Below are 18,512 nucleotides of genomic sequence, written 5' to 3' on the forward strand. Positions count from 1 at the left end.
CGTTTGATATTCAATGTCGAAATGGAAACGATGCCGCGTGAGCGGATGCAAGCGCTTCAATTGGAAAGACTCCGGCGTACAATCAAGCGGGCGTATGACAATGTGCCCTTTCATCGTGCGGCGTTGGATCATGCTGGCCTTGCACCGGAGGACATTCAGTCTCTGGAGGACCTCCGGCGTCTGCCGTTCATGCGGAAGCCCGATCTGCACGAACATTATCCGTTCGGTTTGTTCGCGGCAGAGATGAAGGACTTGGTGCGGATACACGGATCATCCGGTACGAAAGGCAAGCCGGTTGTCGTGGGTTATACGAAACGGGACATTGAAGCCTGGGCCGAAATTGTCGCGCGCGCGATTTGCTGCGCGGGCGGCAGACCCGGGGACATCTTTCATAACGCTTATGGCTATGGTTTGTTTACGGGGGGACTTGGCCTGCACTATGGCATTGAGCATCTGGGCGCGGTGGCAGTGCCCGTGTCCGGAGGGAATACGCCCCGGCAAATTACGCTCATCCAGGATTTCAAACCGCGCGGACTGTCGGGCACGCCGTCTTATGTCTTGAACCTCGTCGAAGAAATGAAGAAGCAAGGCATCAATACGCGCGCTACGAGCGTAGAGTATGGGATTTTCGGAGCGGAGCCATGGTCGGAGGAGATGCGCGGCCATTTAGAGGAAGCGCTCGGCATCAAGGCGCTCGACATCTATGGCTTGAGCGAAGTGCTCGGCCCAGGCGTCGCAATCGAATGCTGTGAGGCGCAGGACGGCTTGCATATCGCCGAAGATCACTTTTTGGCGGAGGTCATCGACCGGGAGACGGGCGAAGCGCTGCCGTTCGGGCAAGAAGGAGAACTGGTGTTCACTTCGCTGACGAAAGAGGCGTTTCCGGTCATCCGTTACCGCACGGGCGACATTGCGTCGCTCAACCCCGGCAATTGCAAGTGCGGCCGCACGACAATGCGGATGTCGCGAATTAAAGGCAGAGTGGACGACATGCTGATCATTCGCGGGGTCAACGTCTTTCCGACCGAGCTGGAGGCGGTGCTGCTGACCTTCAATCAGCTTGCTCCCCATTATCAAGTGGTCATTGAACGCGACAATGCCCTTGACCGCTTTGAAGTTCATTGTGAAATTACGCCCGAATTTCAGAACCGGATCGGCGGAATTCAGGAAAGCAGCGATGTGGCCGAACTGGTAAAAGAGATGGGGAAGGCGATTAAATGCTCGCTCGGCGTCTCGGTCGTGCTGCATGTGAACGAGCCGAACACTATCGCCCGCAGCGAGGGAAAAGCGGTCCGTATCGTAGACAATCGCAACCAGACGGCGGCCGTCCAAGAAGGTAAAGGAGTGGAAGCGGGATGACAAGCCGTTATATCAATCTGTCGTCCGAAGGTGAGGTAGGGATTCTCACTCTAAACCGTCCGCATGTGCTCAATGCGTTGAATCGTGAGCTCATGCTTGAACTCGTCACCGAGCTGGAGCGGATGGAGCAAGACGATGCCATCAAGGCGATTGTGCTTACCGGCAGCGAGCAAGCTTTTGCCGCCGGGGCCGACATTAAGGAAATGGCCGACGAGTCGGCCATTTCGATGCTGCTGAAGCGGCAATTTGCCGTCTGGGATCGCATCGACGGCATTACGAAGCCGATCATCGCTGCAGTGAGCGGGTACGTGCTCGGCGGCGGCTGCGAGCTGATGATGAGCTGCGATCTGGTCGTCGCTTCGGATACGGCGCGAATCGGCCAGCCGGAGATTAAGCTGGGCGTGATGCCCGGCGCTGGCGGGACGCAGCGGTTGACCAAGGCGATAGGCTTGCGCAAGGCGATGGAGCTGCTCTTGACCGGGGACACGATGACAGCGGAAGAAGCGCTTCGCTGCGGCTTGATCAACAAGGTGGCGCCGGTCGAAATGTACTTCCGGGAAGCGTTGAAGCTGGCTCAGCGCATTGCCGACCAGCCGCCGCTCTCCGTCCGCTTGATTAAGCAGGCGGTGCGCAAGGCGCAGGACCACCCGCTGGCCGAAGGGCTGGATTATGAGCGCCATTGTTTCCATCTGCTGTTCGCCAGCGACGATCAGAAGGAAGGCATGAATGCTTTTCTGGAAAAACGAACTCCCCAATTCAGAGGCAAGTAGGAGGTTAGAACGATGTACAAGACGATTCTGTACGAAGTATCCGGCGGCGTGGCCCGCATGACGATGAACCGGCCAGATAAGTACAATGCGTTCACCGGGCAGATGATTGCGGAGATGACTGCTGCGCTGAAGAAAGCAGGAAAAGATGAGGAGATCCGCTGCATCGTCCTTACGGGGGCCGGCAAGGCGTTCAACGCAGGACAGGACTTGGGCGACGTGCAGGGCGCGGATGCGCAAGGCGCAGAGCCGAACCATGGGGATGTGCTGCGTGAACGTTACAATCCGCTGATTATGCAGCTCCGCAACACGGAAAAGCCGATTATCGCCGCTGTCAACGGCGTGGCAGCAGGCGCGGGAGTGAGCGTCGCGCTGGCTTGCGACCTTCGCATCGTGTCGGAGAAGGCATATTTTGTGAATGCGTTCGTCAACATCGGACTCGTTCCCGACTCTGGCGGCTGTTATTTTCTGCCTCGTCTCGTCGGCTTGGGCAAGGCGTTGGAGCTGGCCATGACCGGAGACCGCGTATCAGCGGAAGAAGCGTATCGCATCGGTCTGGCCAATCGCGTATGCGCCGCGGAACAGTTCGCTGATGAAGCCGAGCGGTTGGCGGTTAAGCTGGCAGCTCTGCCGACGCGCGCCATCGGGCTCATCAAGCGGACGATGTACAAAGGGCTGGATATGAATCTGGCGCAGACATTGGAGCATGAAGCGTACGCTCAGGAAATCGCAGGAAATACGGAAGATCACAGGGAAGGAATGCAAGCCTTTTTGGAGAAGCGGCCTCCCGAGTTCAAGGGGGTATAGTCCATGGCTGTTACTTGTCCAGTTGGCGTAGTTGGCGCAGGCACGATGGGAGCGGGCATTGCTCTCGTCTGTGCGCGTCAGGGCCACCGCGTTTATTTGCACGATATCAAGCAGGATGTTCTGGATAAAGCGCAATCGTATATCGCTTCCATACTAACCAAAGATGTTGCGAAGGGGAACATATCGGAACAGCAGAAGCAGGAGACGTACGAACTCGTTGAGCCTGTTCAGGATATCACTATGCTCGGCGCGTGCAGTATCGTCATCGAGGCGGTTCCTGAGAAGTTGGAGCTAAAGCGGACGATTTTTGCCCGTTTGACGGACTTGTGCCGAAGCGACGTCCTGCTGCTAAGCAACACGTCATCCCTCTCGATTACCGAGATTGCTGGGGGCTTGCCCCATCCCGAGCGCATCATTGGCTTTCACTTTTTTAACCCTGCGCCCGTCATGCCTCTAGTTGAAGTGATCCGTGGGCACCGGTCGGGGGGAGAGGCAACGGCGGCCGCTTATCGGTTCGCCAAGGAGCTCGGCAAGGTGCCCGTGCTGGCTGCAGATTCGCCCGGCTTCATCGTGAACCGCGTGGCTCGCCCCTACTATAACGAGGCGTTGCGCATCTTGGGCGACCGGACGGCCGACGTGGAGCAAATCGACCGCATTATGAAGCAGGCTGGCGGCTTTAAGATGGGTCCGTTCGAACTGCAGGATCTAATCGGAATCGATATCAACTATGCCACGACGGAATCCGTCTACACCCATTTTTTCCACGAAAACCGCTTCAAGCCGAGCCGCATCCAGCAGCGGATGGTCCAGGCGGGGAGCTTGGGCAGAAAGACAGGGGAGGGATTCTATCCATATGACAACTAAAGCGGTGTTGTTGGCTGGCGCGAGCCCCTTGAACGCGGAACTGCGCGCGCTGCTGGAGCAAAGCGGCTATTTGGCCGTCTCCTTGGCGGAAGCGGAGGACAGCGGCTCCCCAAAGCAGTTTTGGTGTGCTGTGGAAGCGACCAATTATGATTTGGAGGAGAAACAAGCCAACATCCGGCAATTCGAACGGCTGCTGGCCCCAGAGGTTCCGATTTTTGCCACCTCGCTTGCCATAACGGCTACCGAGATTGCCGCATGGACCCAGCGGCCAGAGCGAGTATGCGGCTTCGGCACGCTTGCTCCGCTGGCCGAACGGGACCTCATCGAGGTGGCGCCCGCTCTCCAGACGGCAGATCATGTGCTGCGCCAGAGCGAGGTCTTGTTCCGTTCTCTCGGCAAAAACGTCGAAATCGTTCAGGACGAGGTGGGGCTGGTATTTCCTCGCATCCTCTCCTTAATCGTGAACGAAGCGGCCTTTGCCTTGATGGAAGGGACTGCGACCGCTGGGGATATCGACACCGCCATGAAGCTGGGAACCAGCTATCCGTATGGTCCGCTCGAATGGGCCGACCGCATCGGACTGGATGACGTGCTGGCGGTAATTCGCGGGCTGCACCGCGATCTGGGGGAGGAACGCTATCGGCCTGCTCCGCTGCTCCGCAAGCTGGTGCTGGCGGGCCGGGTCGGCCGCCGCAGCGGCCAAGGCTTCTATTCTTACGATAATGGAGGGGAACGATATGGGAACGCCCGTAATTATTGATGCTGTGCGGACGCCGATCGGCCGGTACGGGGGAGCGCTGAAAGACGTGCGTGCCGACGACTTGGGCGCCGTGGTCATTCGCCGATTGATGGAGCGGAATCCGATAGATCCCGAGCAGATTAGCGGCGTTATCTTCGGCTGCGCCAACCAAGCGGGGGAGGATTGCCGCAACGTCGCCCGGATGTCGGTGCTGTTGGCCGGGCTGCCGGTGGAGGTGCCCGGTGTAACGGTGAACCGCCTCTGCGGTTCCGGCATGGAGGCGGTCAATCAGAGCGCCTATGCGATTATGGCGGGAGCCGGCCACGCTTATGTGGCCGGCGGAACGGAGAGCATGACGCGCGCCCCGTTGGTGATGATGAAGCCAGAAGTGGCTTTCCAACGGGGCAATCAGCATATATACGACACCACCTTGGGGTGGAGGCTGACCAACGACAAGCTGGCAGCCGTCTACCCGCCGATCAGCTTGGGCGAAACGGCGGAAAACGTCGCGGAGCAGTACGGTGTCAACAGGGAGGCGCAGGACGAATTTGCACTGGCCAGTCAGCGGAAGTACGCCAGAGCCCATGCGGCAGGCAAATTTGCCGATGAAATCGTTCCGGTGGAAATCGTCGGGCGCAAGGGCGAGGTCTCGTTGTTCGAGCAGGATGAGCACCCGCGCCCAGAGACGTCGCTGGAGCAGCTGCAGAAGCTGAAACCGGCCTTCAAACAAGGGGGGACCGTCACGGCGGGTAATTCATCCGGCCTTAACGACGGCGCCGCGGCGCTGCTCATTATGGAGCAGGAGGCCGCCCGATTGCTCGGGCTGAGGCCGCGCGCGCGGGTGGTCGCTTCGGCGGCTGCGGGTGTTGATCCAGCCGTAATGGGAATCGGTCCCGTTCCGGCTGCACGCAAGGTGCTGAAGATGGCCGGACTGTCGATCGGGGAGATCGACTTGTTCGAAATCAATGAAGCGTTTGCCGCACAGGCCGTTGCCAGTGTCCGCGAATTGAATATCGATCCCGAGCGGGTGAACGTTAACGGAGGGGCGATCGCGCTCGGCCATCCGCTCGGCTGCAGCGGTGCCCGGATACTGACGACCCTGCTGTACGAGATGGAACGCAGAGATGCCCGCTACGGGCTGGCCGCGATGTGCATTGGCGTAGGGCAAGGCATCGCCACGATCATTGAGCGGGTATAGCGGGGACGTCTATAAGTGTATGTTAAAAAGGAGCCTTTTTAACAACCTCTATAAGGAGGAGTCGACATGAAGCCAGGTTTGCACCCGGGTGCCGCCGTATCGTTTGCCATGACTGTGACTTCGGACATGCGTCCTGCTTTTGATGGAAAAGTAGTGCATGACGTGATGTCCACGGTCATGATGATCTACTATATGGAGAAGGCGGGGCGCGAGATGATTGTGCCTTTTCTGGAAGAGGGGGAAGAAGGCTCAGGGTATGCCCTCGACATCAAGCACGTCGGTCCAGCCTTGGTGGGGCAAGTCGTGACGTTCCGCGCCGTCTGTACCGAGGTTGCGCCGAAGCGCGTTATTTGCGACGTGACAGCGGAGACGGAATTCAATCTGGTGGGGAAAGGGTCGTTTACCCAAGCAATTTTTGATAAAAAGGTAATGGCGAGGCGCTTCATGGAATTGCGGGGCAAAGTGGAGGAGAAGCAGGGGAAACATCAAACCAGCTAGTGAGCAAGTGCGTCACGGTCGACAGAGGTGCGGCCTTGAGGCGTTCGGTTATCAAAACCGCTGGCACAAAGCGTTTTACTCCACAGGCTTATGTGATACAATTTGACAAGATGCAACATTTGCCAATTATAGAATGAATCGAACTAGGAGTGGGTGAACGTGAGGCCGCAATCCATGCTGTTTACCATTTACGGGGAGTACGTCCGGCATTACGGCAGTGAAATTTGGGTCGGGAGCCTGACCTGTTTAATGGGGGAATTCGGCTTGACCGAACAGGCGGTTCGGGCTGCCATCTCGCGCATGCTTCGCCAGGGGTGGCTGGAATCGCGCAAAGTAGGGAACCGCAGCTATTACTCGATGTCTCCTCGCGGAAAGAGACGTCTGGACGAGGCTGCTGCGCGCATTTACAAGCAGGAGACCGACAAGTGGAACGGCAAGTGGTGCATTGCCAGCTACAACATTCCCGAAAAGCAGCGGGGCGTGCGGGATCAGCTGCGTAAAGAGCTGGCGTGGCTCGGATTCGGCATGTTGACGACGAGCACGTGGATTAGCCCGAACGACCTTGCCGACAAAGTCAGGGAGATCTCGGAATCGCACCACATTACCGACCATGTGGAAATTTTCCTAGCGGACCATGTCGCGTGGAGCACGCCCAGACAGTTGGTGCAGAAATGCTGGAACATCGAGGATATCAATGCCGCTTATGCGGAGTTTATCAACGAGTACATGCCGGGGTATGAAAGATTGCTGAGCATGGCGGAGAAGGGGCAGGATGTTCAGGACGGTTATTGCTTCGTGGAGAAGACCAAGCTGGTCCACAGGTACCGGAAGTTCCTGTTTATCGATCCCGATTTTCCTGAGGAGCTGCTGCCGGATGTCTGGCTCGGCAAGGAAGCGGATCAACTGTTCCAGGACTACTACGATTTGCTGCATCCGGGTTCTAGTCGTTTCTTTGAACAAGTGTACGAATGCTCTCCCGATGCGCTGCCAGGTTGATCCAGCAAGTAGGCTTCGGTGGAGGAACTCCCCGTTACAGGAGACAGGTATCGAAGTAAGCTTAAGCGCGCGGTGTGCTGTGCACTTTTTCGTGGGCTTTTGTAACGTCTTACTTCCGTGCTTTAAAGTGAGCTTGCGTTGTGAGGCAGGCGATCGGATTAAGCCTGTTTTAGAGGCTGTTACGAAAGTCCCTTTTACTCAGGGGAGTGAATTATACGTTGCCAAAATTTACGCAATCCTGTATTGTAAGGGTGTGGCAGTGAAATATTGCCAATTATGACTTACATAAGCGTTACTAGGGGAGCCCTGAGCGTGGGCTGAGACAAGGTCGCGATTAAGACTTTAAACCCTTTGCACCTGATCTGGATTATACCAGCGTAGGGAAGTAATCGGCACAGCAGAGATGCTTGGGCTTGCTTTAATATAAAGCTTGCCTGCGCAACACTCATTCTACAGGAAAGCCGGTTCCTTTCGGGACCGGCTTGTTTTGCGTCTGCATGACGGAATTCATGTTATCAATGACGTACAACCTGCCCCTTTGTATAGGAGCTGATCCCTTCATCATAAGCAATCTCTTCATGCGTGGTTCCTTTTTACGCTTTCGACTATGACCTGACAGGATGCAATTCTGCTGCAATTTGCAGACAAGGGGACGTGGCTTCACGACAAAGCTGTTGTCCAGCCGCTTCTCAGCCTACTAACGCCCGCTGGAAAATGACTAGCAAGGACTCCCGGCAGCGCTTGAACGGTGTAAGCAGTTCATTCCAAGGAGGAATCATGTCATGTCTCATACGTTACATCCCCATTCAGCGCAAGCTGAGCCGCGCATGTTATGCGCGCCGTTTCCGAATAGCCGGAAAGTGTACACACAAGGATCGCGTCCCGATATGCTCGTTCCGGAACGGGAGATTACGCTGGCTTCGACAGAAACGCCGACCGGTATAGAGCATCATGATCCGCTGCGCGTCTACGATACGAGCGGTCCGTACACGGACGCCGCGTATTCGGTAGACATTCGCCGCGGTTTGCCGCCGCTGCGCAATGCCTGGGTGCTTGAACGAGGCGATGTCGATGCGTACAGCGGACGTCATGTGCAACCGGAAGATAACGGCTTTCGGACACCTGAAGCGGTTCACGTGGCAGGAGCCGAAATCTTTCCGCAGGCAGGACGTCAGCCGCTGCAGGCGCACTCCGGCGGCAACGTGACGCAGATGCATTACGCAAGGCGCGGCATCATCACCCCTGAGATGGAGTTCGCCGCTATCCGCGAAGGTGTGTCGCCGGAACTTGTGCGGGATGAGATTGCGCGCGGGCGGGCGATTTTGCCCGCAAACATCAATCATCCAGAATGCGAGCCGATGCTCATCGGCAGTAAGTTCCACGTGAAGATTAACGCCAATATCGGCAACTCCGCCGTCGCTTCTTCCATTGACGAGGAAGTGGAGAAGATGACGTGGGCCATTCGTTGGGGAGCCGACACGATAATGGATTTGTCTACCGGCAAAAACATTCATACGACGCGGGAATGGATTATTCGCAACAGTCCGGTGCCAGTAGGAACAGTGCCGATTTATCAGGCGTTGGAGAAGGTGGGCGGTCAAGCGGAGGAGCTGTCATGGGACATATATCGCGATACGCTCATTGAGCAGGCAGAGCAGGGCGTCGATTACTTCACGATTCATGCGGGCGTGCTGCTGCGTTATATTCCGCTGACGGCCAAGCGTATGACCGGCATCGTTTCCCGTGGCGGCTCGATTATGGCGGCCTGGTGCTTGGCACACCATCAGGAGAATTTCTTGTACACGCACTTTGAGGAAATATGCGAAATTATGAAGGCGTACGATGTGTCGTTCTCTTTGGGCGATGGCCTGCGGCCGGGCAGTATATACGATGCGAACGATGAAGCGCAATTCGCCGAGCTGCGCACGCTGGGCGAGCTGACGAATATCGCCTGGAAGCACGATGTGCAGGTGATGATTGAAGGGCCAGGCCACGTGCCGATGCACAAGATTAAGGAGAACGTCGACATTCAAATGGAAATTTGCAAAGAGGCGCCGTTCTATACGCTTGGACCGCTAACGACGGATATTGCACCGGGATATGATCATATTACGTCGGCTATCGGCGCGGCCATGATCGGTTGGTTCGGCACGTCGATGCTCTGTTATGTCACGCCGAAGGAGCACCTTGGGCTGCCGAATAAGAACGATGTGCGCGAAGGTGTCGTCACATATAAGATAGCGGCGCATGCCGCAGATCTGGCCAAGGGGCATCCGCGCGCGCAGAAGCGTGATGATGCACTGTCCAAAGCGAGATTCGAGTTCCGCTGGCGCGACCAGTTCAATCTGTCGCTCGATCCGGAGCGGGCTATGGAATATCACGACGAGACGCTTCCGGCGGAAGGGGCGAAATCGGCTCATTTTTGCTCCATGTGCGGACCGAAATTTTGCAGCATGCGCATTACGCAGGATATTCGCGAGTATGCGCGCGAGCATGGACTCGAGAATGAGGCGGCCATTGAAGCGGGCTTGAAGGAAAAAGCGGAAGAGTATCGGACGCGTTCGGCAGAAGTTCCAAGCTAGCGGAGGAGCAGGGGGCGCTGAGGAAGCAGCCTAGAATTAGCGAATCGAATGTTGGGCAGGAGATCTCGGTTGGCGGAAGCTTAGAGTTAGCCGGCGAAGCGCCGCGATGGGCGCATTCCCAGCCAATCCAGCGGCTGGACGGGACTATCGTGCGCCACGGAGATGCTGAACAGGCGATAGACATAAAATAAAAAAAGGTAAGTAAAAGACGGCTGTTGAGGCCGTCTTATTCCTTATACTTCAGCCCGATACGTATGGCCGAGTGCAGAGCTTAGCCCGAAGTAATGGCGGAAGTTGTAAATGAGAGGATTCCATTTGGACGGATCCACGTGGTTGCCGCCGGCCATAATGCCGGGGTGCGCGTGTATGGATATCGCCTGCGTCTCGACAATCGCGAAGAATGGAGCATATTCCGGGATCGTCACGTTTCGCACTTCGCACTCGATTTGGAGAGGGCACTCTGCGATTCTCGCTGGCGATATAGTAGCGGAAGGAACAGGCGTTAACCCGGCGGCGGCGAACTTGTCCGGTTCGTACCGGAAGCCGGACTGAGCCTTATAATCTGGCACAGGGTGTTTGCCTGTCAGCGGGGCGAGCTTCTCCACCTGCCTCCATAAGGAAGCGTCGGGCACATTAATGACAAGCTGCGGCGTGCGCTGCACATTTTCTATACATTTTCCTCCGAATCCCATTCCTAGAACGAGGTTGTGCCCAAGCGCCCATGAAGAAGAAAGCGGGCTAATATTCGTTGTCCCATCTTCATTTAGTGTCGTCACCAAAATGACAGGCATGCCAAAATACAAAATCTTCGGCTCAATCTGAATGGATGGGGAAAGCGCGTTGTTTTCTGGTGCTGCGTAGTTCATGTTATATCCTCCCGACATCGTTGTACTCACTCGTTCAAGTTCATTGTAATCCGCCAACATTTCAACTATCATCGAAATATGAAATACATTTCAGGGGGAGGTCGTAAGACGAATGAATGTGCCTGTCAATGTGCCTGTTAATGTATCTGTCATCGCATCGCTGCTCAGTGATGCTTCCCGTTCCGCCATGCTAACGCATTTGCTGGACGGCCGCTTCCATCCTGCAGGAGAGATGGCGCTGGCTGCGGGCATCACGCCTCAGACCGCCAGCTTTCATCTTGCCAAGATGATGGAGTCTGGCGTTGTCGTCGCCGAGAAGCACGGGCGCCACCGCTATTACCGAATTCAGAAATCTGCGGATGCGGAAATTATTGAACAGCTGCTCTCCCTGTCAGGACCGGTTCAGATTACATCGCTAAGGCAATCTGTGCAAATGGAGAAGCTTCGTCATGCGCGCATGTGCTACGATCATGTAGCAGGCGAATTAGGGGTATCGATTGCGGATTCGCTAACTGAAAGAGGACTGCTGTACAAAAACGGAATGGAGTTTGCCGTCACAGAGGCGGGGGAGTCATTTTTTAACGATTTCGGACTTGAATTGGGCGAATTGAGGAAAAAAAGACGTTCCTTTTGCCGCTGTTGCCTGGATTGGACTGAACGGAAGCATCATATGGCAGGGGCGCTGGGGCAGGCATTGGCTGAACGTATGATGCAGTTGAATTGGCTGGAGCGTGATTCGTCAAGCCGTGCGGTGCGGATTACGGAGGAAGGCAGGGAGCGTATATCCGCTCTGTTCGATATTCCGCTCTGATCAGGCCGTATGCCTTGAGTAGCGAATGCTCGTTTTCGTCCGGAGCTCTTTCAATGTGCGGCAACGCTCATTCAACATAGTCGTCAGGTGATTGAAAAGACGAGCAAGGATTCGCAAACCGCTGTACATCATTGTGACGGGCATTCGAAATTCAGGATGCGGATGCACCACTCCGCTATGAGCTGAAACACGGACGTGAGGTACTTGTTCTATTTTCGCTCCTTGCGGCGATATTCGTTCGGAGTCATGCCGACAAGGGACTTGAATGTGCGTGAGAAGTGGGATGCATCTTTAAATCCGGCTTGAAGTCCGACATGGGTCACGGTCTCGTCGGGAAAGGTCAGCAGGAGCATCTTCGCCTGACTGATGCGCCGCCTTGTCACGTATTCGAAGATGGTCAAGCCCGTTACTTGCTTGAATGACTTAATGAGGTGGTATTTGCTCGCGTGCAGCCGGGACTCCATGTCATCGAGCGACAGATCGTCCGCATGCAGATGGGTCTCCACATACTCCACGATCCGCTCGGCCCATACGATGGGCTTGGAGGAGTCCTGCGGCTCGGTGCCGAATGTGGACTCGCACTGTTCGTACAGGAACAAAAATAAATCCAATAATGCAGCACGGAGCCGAATCTCCGCGACTCTGCCCTCTTCATCGTAGAAGCGGTGCAGACGAAAGAGCAGTTCCTCGGCTTCCGCTCGTTGCCCATCCTGCAGCCGCAGATGCTTGTTCCGCAGAGTGCGAAAGGGCTGCAGCACATCAAAGTCGCACAGCGGCTTGCACCATGCTTCTGCTTCACAAGGATCGAACAGCATCGTCGTGCGGACGTATGCCTCGCGCTTATCAGGTATAGGGCCATGTCTGGCCATTCCGTTCATAATAATAATATCGCCGGGAACGAGCTGCAGCTGTTCTTGCCCCAACAAATAAGCGCAGTGTCCGCTGTGAAACATATATACTTCATATCCAAAATGCGTATGAAATAGCGAATGAATCGGCTTCGTCGTGCGGTAGTCCAACGAAAGTATCGGAGTAGGGGGAAGCGGCAATGCGAGCCCTCCTTCTGGCGCAATCCTAATACTTTCATCATAACCGAAATGACGGCTCGGAGGAAATGAAAGAGCGGCTGTTATGACAGACCGGCATGTCCCAGGGCAACGGGCTTGCGGCTTGCCAGGCTTTCATTCACCGCTTCCAGGAAGGCGATGATCTCCACCGTCTCCGCGATAGGCAGCGGTGATTGCTTCGTATGGAAAAAATTCACGATCTGTTCTAGCAAGCTGGCATAGAACGGCTTCGGATGAGAGGCGATTTCTGCATGCACAGAGCCTGCCGCGCTGTGAAGGACCGCTCCAAATGCACCGCCATGTTGGTTGCCCCTAATAGTGGCGATCCGGCCATCTTTCCAGCGACCGATAATCAGCTCTCCTTCTGCTGAAGGCATGGCCTCCACCTGTTCGCAACCTGCTCCCATGGCGGCGTATACCATCTCCACCGTATGTATGCCATACCAGAACCAGCCCGGAAAGCCCGCTTCGCGCGGGGTCGGCCCGTATGCATCGATGCCTTGTACGACGGCAAGCGCCGGACCTGTCGGCACGGAAGCCGACTGCGCGGCGCCTGCCGCTTGCAGCGCAGCTGTCAACGCTTCGGCGTATCGAAGGGCAGAGGAGCTCATCAACGGAACATTATATTGCTGTGCCAGCTTGACGATTAGGATCGCTTCCTCTGTCGTGAACGCCAGCGGCTTGTCGATAAAGACAGGCTTGCCGTAGGCAGCAACGGCGGCGAACTGCGCCTCATGCACGCTGCCATCTACCGATTCCAACAACATGGCATCGCATTGTCCGGCCAGCTCCTCCAATGATTCCACAAGCTGAATTTCGAAGCGCTCCTGCAGTTGAGTGGCATATCCATCTACCCGGGAAGCGCTTATAGGCAAATTCGGGGAACCGCCGGGATAAGCGGCTGTTACTTTCCCGCCCAATATGTGATAGGGGTGGCCGCTATCATTCAGCAGCTCCGTAAAAGCGATAGCGTGTGACGTATCGAGTCCGACCATACCGATGCTCAGCATATCTTTCATTTCTTTTATCTCTCCTCCTTCTGGCGTCCAACTCGCAATCCATCTAAATATCATCAATACCATCCTACCTTGTTCAGTGCCCCTTTGCTTGCCTCATATTGGCATTGTACGGTCCACTTTCGCACAATATTGGCGTATTGCGTTCGATTCGTTGTAGAAGTGTGGAAGCCTTTCTATAATCAGACTAAGCATGGAAGAAAAAGCATATTTTCGAATAGAGGCAAGTCTTCATCTGCATAGAGAGGCGGGAGGTTGTGTGACTGTAATCGAAGGATATTGTCTGCTTGGCGGCAGCTTCAGACGTTGGGATGCAGGCGATAATGGGTGCGTTGCAGAGGCCCGAGAGATTCGTTCCCCCTCTTCGGCGGCAGCCGAATCGATGGGGCCGACTGCCGATGACGCATCGATCGAATGGCACGGCGCTTGCGGTTCTGGATCACGGCAACAGCATAGCTTCATTGCTCCGGGGCTCGTCGATCTGCAAATCAACGGCTGCTTCGGCATTGACTTCAATCAGGCCTCCTTAACGGTCGAGCAGGTTCATGAAGCTACGCGCAAGCTGTGGCAGCATGGCGTCACGACGTATTATCCGACGGTCATTACGAATGCGGACGACAGCATCTCGCAGATAATCTCCACGATTGCGGCAGCGTGCGAGGAGGATGAGCTTACGGCGCTTAGTATTGCCGGCCTTCACTTGGAAGGCCCGTATTTATCGCCAGAAGATGGAGCGCGCGGGGCACATGATAAAAAATATATTTGCCCGCCGGATATGACGCAGTTCGCACGTTGGCAGCAGGCGGCTGGCGGCCGCATCCGTCTCGTCACCCTGTCGCCGGAGTGGGCGGAAGCGCCCGCATTCATCGCGGCTGTTGCGGCAAGCGGCGTTACGGTGTCGATCGGACATACGGCGGCATCGCCGGAGCAGATACGACAGGCTGCGCAAGCTGGTGCCCGCATGTCAACGCACCTCGGCAACGGGGCGCACCTTATGCTGCCGCGCCATCCGAACTATATATGGGAGCAGCTGGCGGACGAACGTATATGGACGTGCGTCATCGCGGACGGGTTCCATCTGCCCTCTTCCGTCCTGAAGGTGTTCCAGCGCGCGAAGCCAGAGCGGTTCGTTCTGGTCAGCGATGCGGTCTATCTGTGCGGCTTGGCCCCGGGTCCATACCGGACGCACATCGGCGGCGATGTCGTGCTGACGCAGGAAGGGCGGCTCCAGCTGGCGGCCGATCCGCGCATGCTGGCGGGGTCGGCACAACTGCTCCCGCACGGCATTGCCCATATGATCCGGGCATGCGGATTATCGCCTGCAGCTGCGTGGAGAGCCGCCTCCCTGAACCCTGCCATAGCGATGGGGCTCCCGCATCGGCATGGGCTTGAGCGGGGCGCGCCCGCGGATGCGGTGGAATGGAGCTGGAATGAGGATGCAGCGATTCGGATTCATCGGGTATGGAAGGCAGGACGACTTGTGAAGGAGGAGTGAGAATTGATGAAATTGGCTGATCTCCGTCCAAGGCTCGGAATATTGACGGACGAAGTGTCGACGCATATGGATGAAGCGCTGGCCTGGATCGCAAGCAAGGGATTTGCCCGCGTCGAGCTGCGCACGGTGGACGGGAAGAACGTGATGGAAGTGCCGCTGGACCAATTGGAGGAGCTTGCGGCGCAGATTAGCCGCTTAGGGCTGACGGTTTCTTGCCTTGCTTCACCTGTATTTAAGTGTGCCCTGAGCCCATCCCGCCAGGTTGCGGCGGGTGATACATTCGGGCAGGCGGAGGAGGGGGTGGAAGCGCATTTTTCCAAATTAGATCAGGCGTTCCGGCTAGCGAAGGTGCTCGGCACGAACCGAATTCGCATCTTCTCATTCTGGCGGGAAGACAATCCAGAAGATTACTTTGATGAAATCGTCCGGCATTTGAAGCGGGCTGCCGAACGTGCCGCACAGGCAGGAATGCTGCTGCTGCTCGAGAATGAGCCGGCCTGCAACGGAGGGTTCGCCGCCGAGGTGGCTGCATACGCCAGAGCGGTCGATTCAGCGGGACTGAAGGTGCTGTGGGACCCGGGCAATGAAGCTTATGGCGGAAGAGAGGCGTTCCCTGCCGGATACGGGCATGTGCGGGACGTGCTTGCCCACGTGCATCTGAAGGATGCCGTACATATTAACGGGCAAGGCGTGTGCGTTCCGATCGGGCAAGGCAACGTCGACTATGTGCAGCAGCTGCAGGCGCTGCGGCGCGACGGATATGAGGGGGATTTCACGATGGAGCCGCACGTTGTGCCAGAGGGCGGAACAGCGGCAGACGGAGTGGAGCTGTCCCTGCAAGGGCTGGAGCAGATCTCTATTGCCATGCGCACCCATGAGTCACCGTTGGATGCGCAGCGGCAGGATATTCTGCAAGTGCAGGTCTACGAAGAGCGGGGGCAGATGGGCAGAGCTGCGGGCGACATGGTCGCAGACCAGATGCGCCGCCTCTTGAGTGAGCAGCGCGAGGTGCGGATCGTGTTCGCAGCGGCCCCGTCACAGAATGAACTGCTGCACACCTTGACCGAGGCGGACGGCATCGATTGGAGCCGGGTGACAGCGTTCCATATGGACGAATATATCGGGCTTGCCCCCGATGCGCCGCAGCGCTTCAGCCGATATCTGCGTGACAGGCTGTTCGATATTGTGCAGCCGGGCCGAGTCCACTTTATCGGAGCAGAGAACGCCGCATTGATAGAAGCGGAATGTCTGCGCTATGCCGAGCTGCTGTGTGAGGCGCCGCTCGACATCGTCTGCTTCGGCATCGGGGAGAACGGGCATCTCGCCTTCAACGATCCGCCGGTTGCCGACTTCCATGATCCGATGCTCGTGAAGCCGGTCGCGCTCGATGAGGCGTGCCGCCGGCAGCAGGTGAATGACGGCTGCTTCGCCACATTCGCCGACGTGCCGACGCATGCGCTGACGCTCACCATTCCGGCGCTGCTGTCAGCGCGCTATATGTACGGGGCCGTTCCCGGGCTGCGCAAGCGTGCGGCGCTGGAACAAACGCTGTACGGCCCGATTGCGTCGGCGTGCCCAGCCTCGGCGCTGCGCACGCATGAATGCTGCATCCTGTTCGCTGATGCGGAGGCCTTCTCATCCTCCAGCCCTATAGATGAGTTAGATTCGGCAGGCAATGTCCATACCACTCAAATGGAAGAAGAGGTGTTATGATGACTTATTCCAACGAACGGAAGCTTCGCTTCGGCATTATCGGCGCGGGCGTCATTATGTCTTCGCATGTCGAGGGCATTCGCAACAACGGAGATGAGGCCGAGGTAGCGGCCGTCTGTGACGTTGATATCGACAAAGCTCGGAACGCGGCTGAGAAATACGACATCCCGCTGGCGGCGGCTGACATGGATGAGCTGCTCAAGCGGGGTGATATCGATGTCGTCAGCATCTGTCTGCCGAGCGGCCTGCATGCAGAGGCGGCAATCGCCGCTGCCCAAGCAGGCAAGCATGTTCTCTGCGAAAAGCCGATTGATGTCACGTTGGAGAAAATCGACCGCATGATTGCGGCCAGCAGACAGTATGGAGTGAAGCTCGGGACGGTTTATCAGCGCCGCATGATGCCGGCCGCCATCGCGGCACGTGAGGCGATTGCCGCAGGCAAGCTTGGGCGGATGGTGCTGGGCGACGCCTATATGAAATATTTCCGCTCCCCCGAGTATTACAAGAGCGCGGGCTGGCGCGCGACATGGGAGCTCGATGGCGGCGGGGCGCTGATGAATCAGGGCATTCACGGCATCGACCTTGTCCAATGGATGATGGGCGACATCGAGTCTGTCTTCGCCTACGCCGCTCCGCTCGTGCGCGACATTCCGGTGGAGGACACAGCGGTCGTCGCGGTTAAATACAAGAGCGGCGCCTTCGGCATCATCCAAGGGGCGACGAGCGTCAATCCGGCGCAGGACACGCGCTTCGAGCTGCACGGAGACTTGGGGACCATCGCGTTCGGCGACGGCGGCATTGCGGCCTGGACCTATCCGGGCAGCGAGGAGGATATGCCGCAGCTCGGCGCGGAAGCGAAGCAATCGCCGGGAAGCGACCCGCGCAGTCTGTCCGCCGACGGGCATACGCTGCTTGTCCGTGACCTCATCGAGTCGATTCGCGAAGACCGCGAACCGGCGGTGCCGGGCGAAGAGGCACGCAAGGCGGTGGCGCTCATTCTGGCCATTTACGAATCGGCCCGCACCGGCAAAGAAGTCCGCCTGGGATAACCTCCTGCTGAGGGCTCGCTTGGCGTGGCATATTCAGGCGCTGACGATTAGTATGCTATGCTTCGAAGTCCCAGAGTACGGTGGTGAAATAGGAGAAAAATGAGTTACTCAGTTCTCCCTTTAGCGCCATTCTCCCCTTCTATCAGAAGATGTTGGTTAATTAAGATGATGATGCCAATTGATGGACGGTTCCAAATGGTACAAAAAAATTTATGAATGCTCGAATAGCTCATTTTTGGGAACTCACACTAGCGCTTGACTAGAAGCTCCAGTACCTCGATAGCTCTTTGCTAGAAGAGACCGCTGTTACTTAATCAGGCGCTCGTTGTTATTTTCCCTGTTGTTGCGTTCACTGAGTCAAGGGGAGAATGGACATATGTGTGAGATAAAGATAGATAGAGTCAAGCATTGGCGTGCCGGACTGTAGGCTAAAGTTTGTGAATTACGGGCGCATCTTGGGGAAATAAGGAATAATAAAATTATCCCGCCTCCTGAGTTAATGGGAGAGTGGGACTATGCAACAGATAAGAAGATTTATCGTTCGCCATGGTTTCCTGAGTGATTGGAGCAGTGGGCATAAGCACCAATGTGGTATGCATGCGAAACGAAATTTCCAGAGCCGGGGATATGTGAAGTGCTCCCTGTCAAGTAGACAGTGTAAAAAACAAAAATCGTTGGTTTATTT

General features: G+C 56.5%; 16 protein-coding genes and 1 riboswitch. Of the genes, 13 read left to right on the forward strand and 3 right to left on the reverse strand.

All coding sequences use genetic code 11. The features are described from left to right. The first annotated feature begins 3 nt into the window (after positions 1 to 3). From LQV63_RS05210 to thiC, 9 genes are all read left to right on the forward strand, one after another. A complete protein-coding gene (locus LQV63_RS05210; protein ID WP_019421031.1) occupies positions 4 to 1,359 on the forward strand; it encodes a phenylacetate--CoA ligase family protein in 1,356 nt (451 codons plus the stop codon). Then, positions 1,356 to 2,129, forward strand: coding sequence for an enoyl-CoA hydratase-related protein (locus tag LQV63_RS05215; protein ID WP_233695896.1), 774 nt, complete (start codon positions 1,356 to 1,358; stop codon positions 2,127 to 2,129). Before LQV63_RS05210 ends, LQV63_RS05215 begins: the two co-directional genes overlap by 4 nt. A gap of 12 nt (positions 2,130 to 2,141) precedes the next feature. Next, positions 2,142 to 2,933 (forward strand): enoyl-CoA hydratase-related protein, encoded by a 792-nt coding sequence (locus LQV63_RS05220; RefSeq protein ID WP_233695897.1) that lies wholly within the window; start codon positions 2,142 to 2,144, stop codon positions 2,931 to 2,933. Positions 2,934 to 2,936: 3 nt separating this feature from the next. Further along, complete coding sequence (locus LQV63_RS05225) at positions 2,937 to 3,797, forward strand: 3-hydroxyacyl-CoA dehydrogenase NAD-binding domain-containing protein (RefSeq protein ID WP_019421034.1); 861 nt, start codon at positions 2,937 to 2,939, stop codon at positions 3,795 to 3,797. After that, on the forward strand, positions 3,787 to 4,557 hold the full coding sequence (locus tag LQV63_RS05230; protein WP_019421035.1) for a 3-hydroxyacyl-CoA dehydrogenase family protein: 771 nt from the start codon (positions 3,787 to 3,789) through the stop codon (positions 4,555 to 4,557). Before LQV63_RS05225 ends, LQV63_RS05230 begins: the two co-directional genes overlap by 11 nt. Beyond that, positions 4,535 to 5,734 (forward strand): thiolase family protein, encoded by a 1,200-nt coding sequence (locus LQV63_RS05235; protein ID WP_233695898.1) that lies wholly within the window; start codon positions 4,535 to 4,537, stop codon positions 5,732 to 5,734. The genes LQV63_RS05230 and LQV63_RS05235 overlap by 23 nt, the downstream gene beginning before the upstream one ends. A 66-nt stretch (positions 5,735 to 5,800) precedes the next feature. Beyond that, positions 5,801 to 6,232 (forward strand): thioesterase family protein, encoded by a 432-nt coding sequence (locus LQV63_RS05240; protein ID WP_233695899.1) that lies wholly within the window; start codon positions 5,801 to 5,803, stop codon positions 6,230 to 6,232. 159 nt (positions 6,233 to 6,391) lie between these two features. Then, positions 6,392 to 7,228, forward strand: coding sequence for a phenylacetic acid degradation operon negative regulatory protein PaaX (paaX, locus tag LQV63_RS05245; protein ID WP_019421038.1), 837 nt, complete (start codon positions 6,392 to 6,394; stop codon positions 7,226 to 7,228). Positions 7,229 to 7,515: 287 nt separating this feature from the next. Beyond that, positions 7,516 to 7,629: riboswitch (TPP riboswitch) on the forward strand. Positions 7,630 to 8,010: 381 nt separating this feature from the next. Further along, on the forward strand, positions 8,011 to 9,810 hold the full coding sequence (thiC, locus tag LQV63_RS05250; protein WP_325175847.1) for a phosphomethylpyrimidine synthase ThiC: 1,800 nt from the start codon (positions 8,011 to 8,013) through the stop codon (positions 9,808 to 9,810). A 233-nt stretch (positions 9,811 to 10,043) separates the two neighbouring features. Here the strand turns inward: thiC and LQV63_RS05255 are convergent, their stop codons facing one another. Then, positions 10,044 to 10,676, reverse strand: coding sequence for a flavin reductase family protein (locus LQV63_RS05255; RefSeq protein ID WP_019421041.1), 633 nt, complete (start codon positions 10,674 to 10,676; stop codon positions 10,044 to 10,046). Positions 10,677 to 10,788: 112 nt separating this feature from the next. Here LQV63_RS05255 and LQV63_RS05260 point away from each other — a divergent pair, with 112 nt between their 5' ends. Beyond that, the gene (locus LQV63_RS05260; RefSeq protein WP_233695900.1) at positions 10,789 to 11,487 is read left to right on the forward strand and encodes an ArsR/SmtB family transcription factor; all 699 of its coding nucleotides are present in this window, start codon (positions 10,789 to 10,791) and stop codon (positions 11,485 to 11,487) included. A 209-nt stretch (positions 11,488 to 11,696) separates the two neighbouring features. Here LQV63_RS05260 and LQV63_RS05265 read toward each other — a convergent pair whose 3' ends face one another. Further along, on the reverse strand, positions 11,697 to 12,536 hold the full coding sequence (locus LQV63_RS05265) for an AraC family transcriptional regulator (RefSeq protein ID WP_233695901.1): 840 nt from the start codon (positions 12,534 to 12,536) through the stop codon (positions 11,697 to 11,699). An 80-nt stretch (positions 12,537 to 12,616) separates the two neighbouring features. After that, a complete protein-coding gene (locus LQV63_RS05270; protein ID WP_233695902.1) occupies positions 12,617 to 13,627 on the reverse strand; it encodes a Gfo/Idh/MocA family protein in 1,011 nt (336 codons plus the stop codon). 202 nt (positions 13,628 to 13,829) lie between these two features. Between LQV63_RS05270 and LQV63_RS05275 the strand changes: the two genes are divergently transcribed. Genes LQV63_RS05275 through LQV63_RS05290 form a run of 3 tightly spaced genes read left to right on the forward strand, consistent with a single transcriptional unit; the run spans position 13,830 to position 17,827 of the window. Beyond that, on the forward strand, positions 13,830 to 15,065 hold the full coding sequence (locus LQV63_RS05275) for an N-acetylglucosamine-6-phosphate deacetylase (RefSeq protein ID WP_233695903.1): 1,236 nt from the start codon (positions 13,830 to 13,832) through the stop codon (positions 15,063 to 15,065). A gap of 6 nt (positions 15,066 to 15,071) precedes the next feature. Then, complete coding sequence (locus tag LQV63_RS31715) at positions 15,072 to 16,778, forward strand: TIM barrel protein (protein ID WP_325175852.1); 1,707 nt, start codon at positions 15,072 to 15,074, stop codon at positions 16,776 to 16,778. Next, positions 16,775 to 17,827: a Gfo/Idh/MocA family protein gene (locus LQV63_RS05290; RefSeq protein WP_233695904.1), complete on the forward strand. Its 1,053-nt coding sequence runs from the start codon at positions 16,775 to 16,777 to the stop codon at positions 17,825 to 17,827. The genes LQV63_RS31715 and LQV63_RS05290 overlap by 4 nt, the downstream gene beginning before the upstream one ends. Positions 17,828 to 18,512: the final 685 nt, after the last annotated feature.

It is taken from the genome of Paenibacillus profundus, assembly GCF_021369635.1.
Classification (GTDB): Bacteria; Bacillota; Bacilli; order Paenibacillales; family Paenibacillaceae; genus Paenibacillus_B; species Paenibacillus_B profundus.